The sequence below is a fragment of the Flavitalea flava genome, assembly GCF_054461575.1.
In genome coordinates this window covers 1-14,498 of the sequence record NZ_JBTLQH010000007.1, presented here as the reverse complement: position 1 = coordinate 14,498, position 14,498 = coordinate 1, and the positions used below count along the sequence as shown (strand labels likewise).

General features: G+C 44.7%; 17 protein-coding genes. 4 read left to right on the top strand and 13 right to left on the bottom strand.

Going from position 1 to position 14,498, the window contains the following annotated elements; all coding sequences use genetic code 11:
- Nucleotides 1-3 precede the first annotated feature (3 nt).
- From ACX0G9_RS08835 to ACX0G9_RS08820, 4 genes are all read right to left on the bottom strand, one after another.
- Nucleotides 4-165, bottom strand: coding sequence for a hypothetical protein (locus ACX0G9_RS08835; RefSeq protein ID WP_459064522.1), 162 nt, complete (start codon nt 163-165; stop codon nt 4-6).
- Between the two features lie 142 nt (nt 166-307).
- Complete coding sequence (locus ACX0G9_RS08830; protein ID WP_459064521.1) at nt 308-964, bottom strand: phosphatidylserine decarboxylase family protein; 657 nt, start codon at nt 962-964, stop codon at nt 308-310.
- Between the two features lie 37 nt (nt 965-1,001).
- Entirely contained in the window at nt 1,002-1,889 is an 888-nt protein-coding gene (locus tag ACX0G9_RS08825) for a phosphatidate cytidylyltransferase (RefSeq protein WP_459064520.1), read from the bottom strand.
- Between the two features lie 3 nt (nt 1,890-1,892).
- Nucleotides 1,893-2,795 carry a CPBP family intramembrane glutamic endopeptidase gene (locus ACX0G9_RS08820; protein WP_459064519.1) on the bottom strand — a complete coding sequence of 301 codons (903 nt, stop codon included), beginning with the start codon at nt 2,793-2,795 and terminating at the stop codon, nt 1,893-1,895.
- A 157-nt stretch (nt 2,796-2,952) separates the two neighbouring features.
- On the opposite strand from ACX0G9_RS08820, the gene dusB reads away from it, so the two are divergent.
- The 4 genes from dusB to ACX0G9_RS08800 all read left to right on the top strand — a co-directional run bounded on the left by dusB (nt 2,953) and on the right by ACX0G9_RS08800 (nt 6,013).
- Nucleotides 2,953-3,993 carry a tRNA dihydrouridine synthase DusB gene (gene dusB / locus ACX0G9_RS08815; protein WP_459064518.1) on the top strand — a complete coding sequence of 347 codons (1,041 nt, stop codon included), beginning with the start codon at nt 2,953-2,955 and terminating at the stop codon, nt 3,991-3,993.
- 43 nt (nt 3,994-4,036) lie between these two features.
- Nucleotides 4,037-4,537 (top strand): nucleoside deaminase, encoded by a 501-nt coding sequence (locus tag ACX0G9_RS08810; RefSeq protein WP_459064517.1) that lies wholly within the window; start codon nt 4,037-4,039, stop codon nt 4,535-4,537.
- A gap of 136 nt (nt 4,538-4,673) precedes the next feature.
- Nucleotides 4,674-5,282 (top strand): superoxide dismutase, encoded by a 609-nt coding sequence (locus ACX0G9_RS08805; RefSeq protein WP_459064516.1) that lies wholly within the window; start codon nt 4,674-4,676, stop codon nt 5,280-5,282.
- A gap of 98 nt (nt 5,283-5,380) precedes the next feature.
- Nucleotides 5,381-6,013 carry a hypothetical protein gene (locus ACX0G9_RS08800; protein WP_459064515.1) on the top strand — a complete coding sequence of 211 codons (633 nt, stop codon included), beginning with the start codon at nt 5,381-5,383 and terminating at the stop codon, nt 6,011-6,013.
- Between the two features lie 34 nt (nt 6,014-6,047).
- Here ACX0G9_RS08800 and yidD read toward each other — a convergent pair whose 3' ends face one another.
- The 9 genes from yidD to porG all read right to left on the bottom strand — a co-directional run bounded on the left by yidD (nt 6,048) and on the right by porG (nt 14,282).
- Entirely contained in the window at nt 6,048-6,278 is a 231-nt protein-coding gene (gene yidD / locus ACX0G9_RS08795) for a membrane protein insertion efficiency factor YidD (RefSeq protein WP_459064514.1), read from the bottom strand.
- A complete protein-coding gene (locus ACX0G9_RS08790) occupies nt 6,275-6,697 on the bottom strand; it encodes a ribonuclease P protein component (protein ID WP_459064718.1) in 423 nt (140 codons plus the stop codon). The genes yidD and ACX0G9_RS08790 overlap by 4 nt, the downstream gene beginning before the upstream one ends.
- A 296-nt stretch (nt 6,698-6,993) precedes the next feature.
- Nucleotides 6,994-7,149 (bottom strand): 50S ribosomal protein L34, encoded by a 156-nt coding sequence (rpmH, locus tag ACX0G9_RS08785; protein WP_459064513.1) that lies wholly within the window; start codon nt 7,147-7,149, stop codon nt 6,994-6,996.
- A 170-nt stretch (nt 7,150-7,319) separates the two neighbouring features.
- Entirely contained in the window at nt 7,320-8,147 is an 828-nt protein-coding gene (gene murI, locus ACX0G9_RS08780; RefSeq protein WP_459064512.1) for a glutamate racemase, read from the bottom strand.
- Between the two features lie 224 nt (nt 8,148-8,371).
- Nucleotides 8,372-8,890 (bottom strand): OmpH/Skp family outer membrane protein, encoded by a 519-nt coding sequence (locus tag ACX0G9_RS08775; protein WP_459064511.1) that lies wholly within the window; start codon nt 8,888-8,890, stop codon nt 8,372-8,374.
- 174 nt (nt 8,891-9,064) lie between these two features.
- On the bottom strand, nt 9,065-9,577 hold the full coding sequence (locus ACX0G9_RS08770; RefSeq protein WP_459064510.1) for an OmpH/Skp family outer membrane protein: 513 nt from the start codon (nt 9,575-9,577) through the stop codon (nt 9,065-9,067).
- Between the two features lie 34 nt (nt 9,578-9,611).
- Nucleotides 9,612-12,347 carry a BamA/OMP85 family outer membrane protein gene (locus ACX0G9_RS08765; RefSeq protein WP_459064509.1) on the bottom strand — a complete coding sequence of 912 codons (2,736 nt, stop codon included), beginning with the start codon at nt 12,345-12,347 and terminating at the stop codon, nt 9,612-9,614.
- A 50-nt stretch (nt 12,348-12,397) separates the two neighbouring features.
- Complete coding sequence (locus tag ACX0G9_RS08760) at nt 12,398-13,171, bottom strand: isoprenyl transferase (RefSeq protein ID WP_459064508.1); 774 nt, start codon at nt 13,169-13,171, stop codon at nt 12,398-12,400.
- A 238-nt stretch (nt 13,172-13,409) separates the two neighbouring features.
- Nucleotides 13,410-14,282, bottom strand: a complete 873-nt coding sequence (gene porG / locus ACX0G9_RS08755) for a type IX secretion system protein PorG (RefSeq protein ID WP_459064507.1) — start codon at nt 14,280-14,282, stop codon at nt 13,410-13,412.
- Between the last annotated feature and the right edge of the window lie 216 nt (nt 14,283-14,498).

Here is a 14,498-nt window from a genome sequence, read left to right as displayed (position 1 = left end):
TTCCTACCCTTTCTTTTTCCCGCATTCTTTTCCGGGACAGCCTTTAGTGCAGGTTTGGGATTTCTTCCCTTTATCTTTTGATTTCCCTTTATCGCCGCCGTTTCCGGCAAAACTAACACCGGTTATCAGGAAAGCAGCTGTGGCGAGTATCATTATTTTTTTCATGTCAGCAGGATTTATTATTGCATTCGGAATTACATTCGATGCAGTCTAAAGTTAACGAAATAAATTTTAGTTTATACAGGAATATTAATTGCTTCTTCTTAATAAAGCCATTTGATATACTCCCCTTTAGGGGGTTGGGGGGCTACCATTTTGCCAGTACCGTAACACCACCCTGGACCACCTGGTTTAATTGTACATTCACCTGGGTGCCCACGGGCAGCAGAACATCCACCCTTGATCCGAATTTAATAAAGCCCATTTCAGCCGGCTGTTCTACTTTTTGCCCGACGGAAAGGTAATTCACGATACGTTTGGCAAGGGCTCCTGCGATCTGCTTCACCAATATCTCGCCCTTTTTGTTGCGGATAACGACGCTGTGCCGTTCATTCTCCGTAGACGATTTGGGATTCCACGCGACTAAGTATTTTCCCTTATGATACTGGTTGTATACTACCTCGCCGCTTACCGGATTACGGTTCTGATGCACATTGGCGGGGCTCATAAAAACGGATATCTGGAGGCGTTTGTCTTTGAAATATTCTTCATCGAAGATCTCCTCGATAACGACCACCTTGCCGTCAGCCGGACATACGATCAGATTTTCGCCTTCTGTTAAGATACGGTTGGGTACGCGGAAAAAGGAAATGAGGAATAATAACAACCCCAGGGTGGCCACAAAAATCACCCAGCTCAGCCATGGCAGATGAAAGCTTATAAAATAAAAAGACAGCAGATTTACGGCTGCAAAAGCCAGCGTACCAATTGCTATGGATTTATACCCTTCTTTGTGAATTGTCATTACAAATAATTGAAAGTCAAAAATACTATTTAAAACCTTAACCTACGACCCATATGATGTAAAGCCAGACGAACGGGGTCGCCACCAATAAAGAATCAAAACGATCCAGAAAGCCTCCATGTCCCGGCATCAGGTGACCGCTGTCCTTGACACCTGCCATTCGTTTTAATTTGCTTTCCAACAGGTCGCCGAAAGTTCCAGCCACTGCCGCAACAGCGGCAATGATCATCCATTGCGTCGGCGAAAAAATTTCCCATTCGATGGATTGATTGGCAAAATAACCAGCAATTCCCATCACGGCCACCGCCAAAATAATCCCTCCGACAGTACCTTCCCATGTTTTTTTGGGAGAGATTTTGGAAAGGGGGGTCTTGCCGATCAGTGAACCGACAATATAGGCCATCGTATCATTGATCCATATTGATCCGATGATCATCAACACAGGCGCTTTTTCAGCCCAAAAACCAGGACTGCCCTGGAACACGCTTCTCAGGTGCATGAGCAATCCAAAACTTAACGAAATATAAAGCAGACCATATACCGAATAAAGAATATTCTTACCGTTTAGTTGACGGGAAAGGAGAATCTCCCCGACGGGCAATACAAATAAAAAAGCCAGCCCGGCCCACCATCCCACGGAATGTAGGGATATCCCACCGATCCTGAAGCCTTCTTTATTGGTCATGTATAACATCAGGCACCAGCCGGCGATCATTACCCCGTATTTATGAAACCGGGAGATCTTGCTGTAATTGGAATCGATCAGGGTAATGATCTTCTGGTATTCATACCAGCAGCCAAAGTGGATAATGGAAAATAAAACAAAAAAGCTCCAGGCATTATACAGCAATCCGGTCATCATAACGACTACAAATACTGCAGCCGTTAGCGTCCTTGTTTTTAATGTAGAAAGATTAAGGGCCATTATTTAAGATTGAATGGGGTCTTCTTCATAAACTCCCGCATAGGTAACCGTTGATTGTCTGCGCATCACCATTAACAAACCTACGATTATTAACAAACTTATCAAGGCTCCTGTTACTGGAACAGAAGGATTTTCGTCGATCATTTTGGGATAAAAGGAAACGGCAACTACCTGGATACCGTTGGTGAGGAAATGAGCCAATATGGATACCCAAAGACTACCGCTATACCAATAGATGGCGCCCAGTAATATACCAAGGAACATCCTGGGCAGGAAGCCCTGAAACTGCATATGGAACGCTGAAAAAAGAATGGCCGTAAAAATGATCCCTGCCCAAGGACTTTTAAAGATCTGGATCAGGATCCGCTGCAAGGCCCCCCGGAAACATAGCTCTTCAAAAATAGCCGGCAGCAGGGCAATTAGTATCAGATTTATTAGAATGTCCCATATAGAATTCACTTTCAGCAAAACACTCATTTGTTTGGAGGCATCTTTTTCCCATTGAATCATCCTTGCCGGAAGCCTGATGGTCTGGTTCAATTGTCCGAACCACCCTTCGGGCAGGAAGGAAAACAAAAGAATCGCAGTGGCCAGTACGAAAAAAATGTATTTTTCCGGCCTGCGTAAACCAAGGAAGGAAAATGGCGCAGAAGGGTAGGTAAGCCTGCCCAGTAAAATTGCCGGAGTTCCAAAAATGAAAATGGTAGCCATGGCTTGCAATAGTTTTGCCACCGCTACTTTTACCGGGCTGTTGAGATCCATTAATTCTCCTCTCTCCGTAACAACTCCAGCAGCACTGCCAATTTCCTGGTTTATAGAGGAGGTAATAATCAAACAACCGGCCAGTAAAAGCATAAAAACGCCCAGCTGCGACCAGGGTGAAGAAATCTTAAGATGTCGGTTCATATAATTAGTCCTGCACTAAGCCGGTCGGTTTTTCTGTTTATAAATAGTTTTTAATAAAAGCCGATAATCTAAAACACTGATAATCAATATTTCTTACATCGCCCTTTTCCTTCAGTCCTTTGTCAGCCCGGCATTTTGCCGTAATTTTGCCAATTCAGTGATAAACATCGGCAATATACAACTTCCTGACTTTCCGCTGCTCCTGGCTCCCATGGAGGATGTAAGCGACCCTCCGTTCCGGTATGTGTGCAAACAAAACGGAGCTGACCTGATGTACAGCGAATTCATTTCAAGTGAAGGGTTAATCAGGGACGCTATCAAAAGCAGGCAAAAATTGGATTTTGTGGAATATGAGCGCCCCTTTGGGATCCAGATCTTCGGAGGGGACGAAGAGGCAATGGCTTTAAGTGCCCGTATCGTGGATACGGTACAACCCGATCTGGTAGATATAAACTTCGGATGCCCGGTAAAAAAAGTCGTTTGCAAGGGAGCTGGTGCTGCCGTGTTAAAGGACGTTGCCGGGATGGTTCGCCTGACCGAGGCTGTAGTAAAAGGCACCCGCCTGCCGGTTACCGTCAAAACGAGATTGGGATGGGATGATGCCAGCAAAAATATTGAGGAAGTTGCGGAACGTTTGCAGGATGTAGGCATAAAAGCTCTTTCCATCCATGGCCGTACCAGGGCTCAGTTATATAAGGGGGAGGCCGACTGGAGCCTGATCGCCAAAGTGAAAGAAAACCCAAGGATCCGCATTCCGATCTTCGGCAACGGAGATATCGACTCGCCGGAAAAAGCAAAAGAATACAAAGAACGGTATGGCGTGGACGGTATCATGATCGGGCGGGCCGCCATTGGATATCCCTGGATATTCAACGAGATCAAACATTATATTCAAACCGGGGAGCATCTTGCTCCTCCCACCATTGAACAACGTATCGGGGCCATAAGAGATCACCTCATCCGTTCCGTTCAATGGAAAGGGCCGGTGGTTGGTATTCTCGAGATGCGTTCCCATTATACTAATTATCTAAAAGGATTCCCGCATATCAAAGAGTTCCGCAATCAACTGGTGCAAAAAAAGACGGTAGAAGAAATAGAAGCGATCTTAGTGCAGGTTCAGGAGCGTTATGCCGGATTTACGGCAGAACGCCAGGGTGCGGTTTTCTCCAAAACCCAATTGGAAGATTGCGCATATTGATCCCGGGTGTCGTTTACGCTTTTGATTTACCTTCGCTCCCGTTATGAACGATGAATACTATATGCAGCAGGCCCTCAGAGAAGCCCAAAAAGCTTTTGAAGAGGACGAGGTTCCTATCGGGGCCGTCATTGTCATGGGCGGTAAGATCATTGCCCGGGGGTATAATCAGACCGAGCGTCTCACGGATTGTACCGCCCATGCTGAGATCATAGCGCTTACCTCTGCCTTTAATCACCTGGGCAGCAAGTACCTTCCCGAAGCATCGATCTATATCACCATAGAACCCTGCCTGATGTGTGCAGGCGCGCTGTATTGGAGCAAGATAAGCCGGGTGATCTTTGGAGCGGAAGATGAAAAGAACGGTTACCGAAGAGGAGTCCTTCCATACGGGCAACCCGGAGCCCTGACGGGTGACGGACTGAGGCAATCCATACAATCCGAGATTTCCTCCTGGCCCTTTCATCCCAAAACAGAACTGGTAAAAGGAGTATTACAGGAAGACTGCGCCCGGCTGATGAAGGAATTCTTTAAGGCCAGACGTTAATCCGTTCTTACTTTGTGTGCAACAAAAAAAGTCCTTTGTTTGTTTGTTTTGACGGATTAAGCGGGGAAGCTTAAATTTGTAACCCCTGCAATCGCTACCGTTAGCATTTTTTTATCAATATTAAAAAACATCATTTATGGCATTTACATTACCTGCGTTGCCTTATGCATTCGATGCTCTGGAACCGCATATTGACACGACGACCATGCAAATACACCATGGCAAACACCATCAGGCTTATATAGACAATTTAAATAAGGCGATCGCCGGAACTCCAAACGAAGGAAAATCCCTGGAAGAGCTGGTTGAGAAAGCAGGCAGCATCAGCCCGGTAGTCCGCAATAATGGCGGAGGGCATTGGAATCACAGTTTTTTTTGGGAGAGTCTGGCCCCCAATGCCGGAGGAGCGCCTTCAGGTAAACTGGCTGATGACATCCATACCAGCTTTGGAAGTTTCGACGCATTTAAAGAAAAATTCAATGCCGCCGGTGTTAGCCGTTTTGGAAGTGGCTGGGCCTGGCTGATCGTTAAAGACGGCAAGCTGGAGATTAGCTCTACCCCTAACCAGGATAATCCACTGATGGATGTAGCCGAAGTTAAAGGCGCCCCTCTCCTTGGCGTTGATGTCTGGGAGCATGCCTACTATCTGAAATATCAGAATCGCCGTGCAGAATATCTTGGCGCTTTCTGGAATGTAGTGAATTGGAGCAAAGTTGCCGAGCGTTACGCTGCCGCTGCCAAATAGAATACTTTCAGAAATTTTATGTTACTTGCAATCCCGGACGGCTCTATTGTCGGCCCGGGATTGCCTTTTTTTAGGATTGTGTTTTTAAAAACTGAACTATGCAAAGACTTTCTACCTCTATGTCCTTACTTGTGTTTGTAGTTTCTATGGCCGCCTGTAAGAGCCATTCCAAGAAAATAATAGTATACGCCAGCAGCAAAATAGAAGTGGATGACAGCAAGAAAAATATCACGGTAACCGAAGGAACAACTCACCACGAACAAGAGCTGGATTTTACAGGGGCAGATCCGGTAACCCTTAATATCCTATCCCCTTCAGGAAAATATACCCTGGTAGCCGCAGACGACGGTCTTTTTATAGCAAATCTGAAACCTGATACGGTCATAGGAAGTTACCAGCATGTTGGTGCCGATGATGCAGCTTCCAGGATTACTCAGGATGCCTTGAAACAAAAGTTAGACAGTTTGCAAAAATTGGTCACCGGGGAGAACGTCAGCGCTGAAAACAAAAATTATTTCATCACTCCGGGAAAGATAGACAAGATCACTTCCGAAACCAAGGCTAAGGTATTTGGTCCCTTCACGACAATTCCGGGAGCTTTCGATGCCGGATCAGTTCCCGAGATTTATAAATTTTATAATATTAAAGAGATCAGGGAGATCATTTTCAAATTGAAGGGAATGACGGGTCCTGATGAGGAAACCACCAGCCCCTCCCCTAAAAAGAAGTAGTATAGGGATTATCAGGAGATCGCTCACGACTTTATCAGGGAACAGGGTCTATTCCGTGACCACCCCAGGGATGACAGCGACTGATCCGTTTAACCGCCAACCAGGTTCCTTTAAAAATTCCGTGTTTTTTTAAGGCTTCGAGGGCATAATGGGAGCAACTTGGAGTAAAGCGGCAATTTGGCCCTATAAGTGGAGAAATTATCCATTGATAGAGTTTGATGAGTGCTATCAGGGGAAGGCTCAATATGCGTAAAAAGGTCTTCATGTACCTAATTGCTTTACCAGTTTTTGCAAAGCTACCCCAATTTTTTCCCGTACAGTCTGGTAGTCCGGCACCTCTTTCCCCGTATAAATGATAAAAATAGCCAGAGCCAGTCCGTTTATTTCCAAAAACTCCAGCAAATCCTGTTTCTGCAAACGATAAGCCTCTCTGGTCAATCTTTTGATCCTGTTACGGTCTACAGCTCGTTTAAAATTACGGCTGCTTGCGCCAAAACCAGCTTTAAGCCTTTGGCCAGAGCTGGAACCAGGACCAGAACCAGAACCAGCAGAGTTGGAGCCGTGGCAAACCTGGCCAGGAGCCAAAGAAAGATCGGAATCGGTATGTGGCTTCGTTGCGGCTTCCAGCGGGGCATAATAGACCCTGAAAGGGAAAAGGGCAAAACTCTTTCCTTTCCGGAAGATCCGGTCAATGACCTTCCTGCTTTTAAGCCTGTCGGCCTTTCCTAATTTAAATGAATGGGCGATATTCTATTTTTAATATTCTCTTTGCCTTACAAACATAGGAGACTTGTGGCAACCACCCAAGCAGTAAGCACAGGAAAGGTCATTATAAAAACAAAAGCTTCGGGTAAACCCGAAGCTATAATACCTTATTCCCATGCGCCCTCCAGGGTCTTACCTTACTTCCCTTTTGGGTAAACGAGTAAAGCGACCATAGAAGCTTTACGAAGTTTACGAGCGAAGCTCTGGGGGGTGGCTTATTTCAGTTTTGATTCGTCAGAAACTGTGAGTTTCTTACGACCCTTTTTACGACGACTTGCCAATACTTTACGGCCATTGGCGGTCTGCATACGCTGACGGAAACCGTGAACGCTCTTGCGGCGACGTCTATGTGGTTGAAATGTACGTTTCATTTAATTTCTTTTTTTTACGTTACCGGAAATTCAATCGATCATGACTACGGGTCACCATACCCGTCGCCGGTGAAAGGGACGGCAAAATTAGGGAAAAAATGGGGAAAAAATTCATTCTGCTCAACAGAAATCTAAATTCCGGAAGAATTAACCGGATAAAGGGATTTTATTTAGCAAGATAATTCTATATGCCTGGATGTCAAGGCACTACCGAAAAACCCGCGTGCATGATTGTCAAAGTCCTCCGCGGAATCCGTTGTAAAAAAAAGGCGCCTTCCATTTTTACTGCAAAGACTTTCCATTTCAGGATGCCTTCCGAGGTAATCGGATAAACTGGCGGCTACAATTTCCCCCTGAGAAATGATCCTGCTTCCGGATGGAAGAAAGGGCACGATCTTACTGCGAAGTAGGGGATAGTGGGTACAGGCCAGTAATATCGTATCAATATCCGGAGACTGAGCCTGTAATTGATCGATGTATTCTTTTACAAAATAATCGGCTCCGGGTTTGTCGTGTTCATTGTTCTCAATAAGGGGTACCCAGAGCGGGCAGGCTTGCTGATATACGTCCAGACCCGGAAAGAATTTTGCGATCTCGATCGGGTAGGAACCGGACTGGACCGTACCCCTGGTAGCCAATATGCCGACCCGGCCAGACCTGGTAAAGTTACCAATCACTTCGGTAGTGGGCCGGATAACCCCCAATACCCTTCTGTCCGGAGCAATCTTCGGCAGATCATTCTGCTGGATCGTGCGTAGCGCCTTTGCGGAGGCAGTATTACAAGCCAGGATTACCAAAGGGCATCCCTGGTTGAATAGCCATTTTACGCATTCCAGCGTATAGTGATAAACTGTTTCAAAAGATCGTGAGCCATAGGGTGCTCTGGCATTATCACCCAGATAGGTATAATCATACTGAGGTAACCGGGCAACCAATTCTTTCAGAACGGTCAAACCCCCATAACCCGAATCAAAAACACCAATTGGTTGGGATGACATACCACAAATTTACAGAATTAAAATACTACCACTTCAAATCGGGGCAGACCACAGGTCTGCCAGCAAAGTTCCAATCATTAGCGGCCAATCATTAACTATTTTTTTGGCAGGTTACTTTTAAAGAAAAACCTGCTAAAAAAATAAAAAACGCCAGGCTGAACCACCTGGCGTCTACTTTATTGTTTTTGTACAATGAACCCGTATCGAAAAAAATTAAGAATCTCTTACTTGATACCCAGCTTCTTTTTAACTAACGGCAGCAAATCTTCTGCCGGTGGAGAAACCAATAACGCTTCCTTACTCAGAACATAAGTAAATCCGTTTTCCTTAGCAACGGCCTGAATGGTCTCAAGAGCCTTCTTCTGAAGAGGAGTGATCAGCTCTTGTTGTTTCTGCTGGTACATTTGCTGCGCCTGCTGTTGCCATTGCTGTAATTTGATATAGATCTCGCCAACATTCTTTCTTTTCAACTCCAATTGAGCCTTCGTATATTTTACGGTATCCTTGGAAGTCAGCATGCTGTCCTGTTCCAGATATTCCCTTTTCATATCTTCATAATTCTGACCCAATGCCGTCTGATAATCATTCAGAGCCGTGTCGACTTTCTTTAATTCAGGCATTGACCTGATCAGTTCTTCCAGGCTGACAAAACCAATTTTTGTTTGTGCCTGTGTCGAATTTCCCGCTAAAATCAGACCCATGGCCACTGCTACGATGGTAACAATCTTTTTCATTTGTTTCATGTTTGTTTTTTTGTGACTTCATGAAACATTTAAAAGTTGTTTCATGTTCTTTATTGTTTTTTGTTGTTTTGACCAGTTGTTTTTCCGTACCGCCAGCTTATCGTAATCTTCTTTAACTATCAGCCTTTGGCCAGGAATCGAATTGTTTTTTTATGTAATACGTTTCGTTTTGTCTTATTTTATCCCCAATGCCTTCAGGATATCTTCGCTTTTATCCAGTTTAGGGTCGGCAAATATAACGGTAATTCCTTCACTTTTATCCAAAATAAAATCATACATTCTGTTAACGGCGATCTGCTGGATGGCGTTGTATACCTTGTCCTGTATTGGTTTTACCAGTTCCTGCCGTTTTTTGAACAGGTCGCCTTCAAAACCAAAGCGTTTGCGTTGCAGATCCCTGACCTCTTTTTCTTTATTGAACAATTGATCTTCCCTTTTCTTTTTCAGGGTATCACTGAGCATAACTTGTTCTGCATCGTAGTCTTTATACATTTTATTCAGGACATCCTGCTTATCATCGATCTCTTTTTGCCATTGCATACTGATCTGATCAAGTCTCTTCTGTGCATCCTTATATTCTGGAAGCTTATCCAGTATGTATTTGGTATCGACAATAGCATAACGTTGGGCATGACCAGCTATACCGATGGCCAGCAGGAAACTTACGACAAATAGTATTTTCTTCATAGATCTCAGGTATTTAGAGATTGAAAATTAAGAATTATTCCGGTTCATATCCCAACATAAATGTAAACCGGGTAGCTCCTTTTATAGAGCCATTCTGGATACGATCAAGGCCTATACCGTAATCAAACCCTAGCAGACCGAACATAGGCAGGAAAAAACGCATGCCCACTCCAACGCTCCGGCGCAGACGGAAAGGATTATAAGACTGATAATCGTACCATCCGTTGGCGGCCTCAAAAAAGGTCAGCCCGTAAATAGTACTGCTGGGATTGGTAGTGAACGGATAACGTAATTCCAGGGTATATTTATTGAACATCGTAAAGAACTGGCTGGCCTGTTGCTGATCAGGGTTCACCTTCGGATCGGAGTTTTCATACACAGGATATCCCCTCTGGGAGATGATATCGTAACCCAGTAAGCCAAAGTTGTTGGTTAAACCGGCATCCCCCACCTGGAATCTTTCGAAAGGAGAATAGCCCAGATTTGAGTTGAATCTTCCCATAAATCCGAATTTCGCAGAAGCTTTCAGTACGAACTGCCTGCTTTTATCTGCTCCCATAGCGTTGCCTATCGGCAGATACCAATCACTGGTGAACCGCCATTTATGATATTCCGGTAGTTTATAACTATCCTCCTGCGTAATATTCTTGTCGATCAGCGAATAAGGAGGCGTAACCTGGACGCTCAGCAACATGCTGGATCCGGACCTTGGATAGATCGGCTGATCAAGGCTGTATCTGCTCAAGGCCAGTTTGAAACTGAAGTTGGTGGAAAAACCATTCCTGAACGCATTAGTAAACAATGGGTAATTCGTCAGATCATACTGCGTATAGTTCAACGAATAAGTGAGCGTAAAGAAGTCATCCGGCCATTTCAATTGTTTGCCGAGAGCAACGGTTACCCCAAAGTTTTTCAACGAGTTGGTATCGCTAAAGGCATAGGTGTTCGAACGGTAGTTATATCCCCCGGTCCGGAAAACGCTCCGGTAAAGACTGACTGTTAAGGAATTTCTTTTCTTTCCTCCAAGCCAGGGTTCTGTAAAGGAGAAATTATAGGATTGGTAGGCTTTACCATTGGATTGGATCCTCAGACTAAGTTTTTGCCCATCGCCGCTCGGTAAAGGATCCCATGCCTTTTTGCTGAATATATTTTTAATAGAAAAGTTATTGAAGGTCACCCCTACGGTACCGGTCAGGCCGATCCCTCCGCCCCATCCGGCAGATAGTTCCAGCTGATCCGCAGATTTCTCCTCCACTCCCCAGTTTATATCCACTGTACCGTCTTCCTGATTAGGGTTAACTCCGGGATTGATCTTTTCCTGGTTGAAAAACCCAAGGTTGGCGATCTGTCTTTGTGAACGGATAAGTTCCGAGCGGCTGAATTTTTCACCCGGCACGGTAAACAATTCCCTCCGGATCACATATTCCTTTGTTTTTTCATTACCCGAAATCGTCACGTTCTTAATGGTCGCCTGCGGGCCTTCGGTCATACGGATCTCAAAATCGATAGTATCATTATATACGGAGGTTTCTACCGGATCGACACGGAAGAAAAGATATCCATCATCCATATACAAGCCGCTGATATCGCCCCCTTCCTGGGACATTTGTTTGCCCAGCTTTTTGTTGAGGATATCCAGGTTATAGATATCCCCCTTATGAATTCCCATGATCAGGGTGAGGATGGAGTCTGAGTATTTGGTATTTCCCTTCCAGGAGATATTCCCGAAATAGTATTTATGTCCTTCATCCACTTTAATGTCAATGGTCATCTGGCCCTTTTTGTTGACCGATTCAGTATCTTTAAGGATAGCCGCATCCCGGTAACCATTGGCATTATAGTAGCCAACTATCTTTTGTTTGTCTCCTTCGAATTTGGAGGCATCGAACTTAGCTGAGCTGAATAATTTAAAACGGAAATAGGGGTCCAGGAATTCCTTGGTTCCTGTAAAGGACAAAAATCCCCAGTTATTGATATAGTCTTTAAAAGACAGGGGAATATGCTCTCCATACGGAGATTTGTTGTCAGGGGGATATAAGGTAAGACGACTTAGTTCCTTCGTGTCTTTAAACTGTTTTTTAAGTTTTGCTTCCGTAATAGCCTCATTGCCAAAAAAATTGATCTGGTTGATACGAACTTTTGGTCCCTTTGTGATGTTAAAAGTGAGTATTTCGGAATTGGCCACTGAAGGATCCTTTATTTCCACGGTGGTCACCTGGGCATCCTGATAACCTTTTCCGGCATAAAATTTCTTTATGGCCTGAATAGCCGACCTTTTCATGTTCTCGGTCACAACACGGCCTTTAATCAACCCTGATTTTGTGGCCAGGTCATCGGCATCCCCTTTTTTTACGCCCTTAAAATAAAAGGTTGACAAACGAGGCCTTTCTGTCACATTTATCTCCACATATACGCTGTTTCCGGCCAGTTTAGTAAAATAGACTGCGATATTGGAAAATAAATTTTGTTTCCATAAATTATTAATCGCCTTGCTGAAATTGTCACCTCCGGGAATAATAACCTTATCGCCAACCGTCAAACCTGATATAGAAGTAAGGAGGGCCTCGTCGAGATATTTGGTTCCTGTTATCTTAATTCCTGCTATTACGTATTCTTTAGGGGGATTTTTGGGGTTGGAAAGTGCTATTAAATCTGGGTCTACAGACACGCCTGGATGGGTAGTATCGGCAACCTGGGCCTTTGCAGCGGTTAAGTTAAGTAAGCAGTAAGTGGTCAGTAAAAAAACACCAATCAATGATCTTCGTTGCATCCAGTCGGTTTTTAAAACGGCAAATTAAGGGGATTTATTAAAAGTCTTTGTTAAAAAGTGGAGGCGGGGGTAGTCAATTCCTGCCGAACCTGGGCACTGGTCTTTCCAAAACGCCGTTCTCTTCCCTGAAAATCAAGGATGGCTTCATAAAGATTCTCCTTACGGAAATCAGGCCAACGGACATTCGTAAAGTACAATTCGGCATAAGCAAGTTGATATAGAAGAAAATTACTGATCCGGTATTCTCCGCTGGTCCGGATCATCAGTTCCGGATCAGGAAAGTCCCTGGTAGACAAATATTGTTGCAAAGTATCCTGGGTAATGACCGCAGGATCCAGTTTTCCTGCCTGGACGTCCAGCGCCAGACTTTTTATCGCTTCGGCCATTTCCCACCGGCTGCTGTAGCTGAGGGCCATGATCAGATGCATCCCTTTGTTGACGCTCGTGATTTCCAGGGCTTCATTCAGCTCATTGCGGGCATAATCCGGCAACATGGTCATGTCGCCGATCACATGAAGACGAATATTATTCTTATTCAGTGTTTCTACTTCTTTACGGATGGTCTCCACCAAAAGTTCCATCAGGCCCGTCACCTCATAGGCCGGACGATCCCAGTTTTCCGTTGAAAAAGCATACAAAGTCAGGTAACCAACTCCCAATTCTGCACAGCCTTCCACAATATTCCGTACACTTTCCACTCCATGGAAATGTCCGTAAAGACGGTCCTGGCCTTTTTCCTGGGCCCAACGACCATTTCCGTCCATAATAATGGCTATATGACGGGGCAGCTTTTGAGGGTCAATTTTCCCCTTTTCAGACTCCATAGAAGGCTTTTTGAATTTGCCGGAGATATGCTCCCCGGAATTTAGCTCATTTCCGGCAAATGGCTAATGTCAGTGAATTTAAGCCGGTAGGCCTTTTCACAACCGGGCATACCCCGGTTGGGGGCACGAAGATAAAGAAATTTCGGAGCTTGCCGCCATGACGATGCTTCTAATTTGAAGCATACCATGCAGTTTTGTGAGAAATATAGCATTTGGAGTCGGCCTTATACACTCCTCCCTAATTTGCGGAAGGACATTTATACGAAGTAAGATTAAAAGAAAGCGAAAATTCAGCCATTACATAACCGTCCTTTTGATTGGCATATCCCCGTTGACGCCCTTTTATCCCGATAGAAGTTCCTGTTTCGGAGGAACGGTCCTGCAGGGCAAACCAGGTGGTCGGAGCCCCATTGGGCAATGTATGTGGTTGAGCGTCAGGCGCATAGGTTGTACTGACATCATCGATATAATCCGTGGTGGTAAACCGGTATACTACTTCAAAACCCAGGTTCATTTGACGGTTGAGGCTGTATTTTACACCTACTCCAAAAGGAAAACAGACGGCCATGGATCCATAGGGCTTTCTGGTAGGGTAGAGGGCAGAACCCTGTCCTTCCGTACCCAGTGAACGCAGATACACTTTTTGCCCCTGGTAATAAGCATATGGATCATAGTTGAATACTCCCAGACCAAAGGTAATATAAGGAGTGAACCGGTTATATTCACTGCCCGGAACAAACTTAAAAAAGTTAAAATCTCCCTGGGCCGCCAATTCCCAGATATTGGTATTAAAACTCAGGTTTCTCCGGAGATCAAATTGATTTTGCGTATTGTACCTGTCCGAATAAGCCAGAAAAGTATAATGTCCGGATACCCGTAAAGCCACATAATTACCGAATTGTTTTCGGAAGAAGGCTCCCAAAGCCATGTTTGGCCTGTTAAATTTGGCGCTGGGGTTCAAATCCCCAAAATAATGGGAGGCCCCTGCCGATACACCCCATTCTCCTTCCTGCACGATAGCCTGCTCTTGCGCTCTGAGAGGCAAAGAGATAGATAAACATACCCAGGAAAAGAGTACGCCAGCCAGGTATAGATTTTTTCTGTTCGACATAATGAATAGTTGCGGTGTAGAAAACGAATTTCGGAAACTTTTTGCAAATAGGCCCTTCCAATTTGTTGGCCCAGGTTAAATTAAAAGTACCCGGAGCCAACAAATTTCTAATAATTATCCTTCGGATATTGGAACTATGTTCCAATTTGTTGGCCCAGGTTAAATTAAAAGTACCCGGAGCCAACAAATTTCTAATAATTATCCTTCGGATATTGG

Excerpts from the sequence above, each read along its gene's own strand:
- ACX0G9_RS08835 (WP_459064522.1), bottom strand. The coding sequence starts at position 165 with ATGAAAAAAATAATGATACTCGCCACAGCTGCTTTCCTGATAACCGGT.
- ACX0G9_RS08830 (WP_459064521.1), bottom strand. The coding sequence starts at position 964 with ATGACAATTCACAAAGAAGGGTATAAATCCATAGCAATTGGTACGCTG.
- ACX0G9_RS08825 (WP_459064520.1), bottom strand. The coding sequence starts at position 1,889 with ATGGCCCTTAATCTTTCTACATTAAAAACAAGGACGCTAACGGCTGCA.
- ACX0G9_RS08820 (WP_459064519.1), bottom strand. The coding sequence starts at position 2,795 with ATGAACCGACATCTTAAGATTTCTTCACCCTGGTCGCAGCTGGGCGTT.
- ACX0G9_RS08810 (WP_459064517.1), top strand. The coding sequence starts at position 4,037 with ATGAACGATGAATACTATATGCAGCAGGCCCTCAGAGAAGCCCAAAAA.
- ACX0G9_RS08805 (WP_459064516.1), top strand. The coding sequence starts at position 4,674 with ATGGCATTTACATTACCTGCGTTGCCTTATGCATTCGATGCTCTGGAA.
- ACX0G9_RS08800 (WP_459064515.1), top strand. The coding sequence starts at position 5,381 with ATGCAAAGACTTTCTACCTCTATGTCCTTACTTGTGTTTGTAGTTTCT.
- yidD (WP_459064514.1), bottom strand. The coding sequence starts at position 6,278 with ATGAAGACCTTTTTACGCATATTGAGCCTTCCCCTGATAGCACTCATC.
- rpmH (WP_459064513.1), bottom strand. The coding sequence starts at position 7,149 with ATGAAACGTACATTTCAACCACATAGACGTCGCCGCAAGAGCGTTCAC.
- murI (WP_459064512.1), bottom strand. The coding sequence starts at position 8,147 with ATGTCATCCCAACCAATTGGTGTTTTTGATTCGGGTTATGGGGGTTTG.
- ACX0G9_RS08775 (WP_459064511.1), bottom strand. The coding sequence starts at position 8,890 with ATGAAACAAATGAAAAAGATTGTTACCATCGTAGCAGTGGCCATGGGT.
- ACX0G9_RS08770 (WP_459064510.1), bottom strand. The coding sequence starts at position 9,577 with ATGAAGAAAATACTATTTGTCGTAAGTTTCCTGCTGGCCATCGGTATA.
- ACX0G9_RS08765 (WP_459064509.1), bottom strand. The coding sequence starts at position 12,347 with ATGCAACGAAGATCATTGATTGGTGTTTTTTTACTGACCACTTACTGC.
- ACX0G9_RS08760 (WP_459064508.1), bottom strand. The coding sequence starts at position 13,171 with ATGGAGTCTGAAAAGGGGAAAATTGACCCTCAAAAGCTGCCCCGTCAT.
- porG (WP_459064507.1), bottom strand. The coding sequence starts at position 14,282 with ATGTCGAACAGAAAAAATCTATACCTGGCTGGCGTACTCTTTTCCTGG.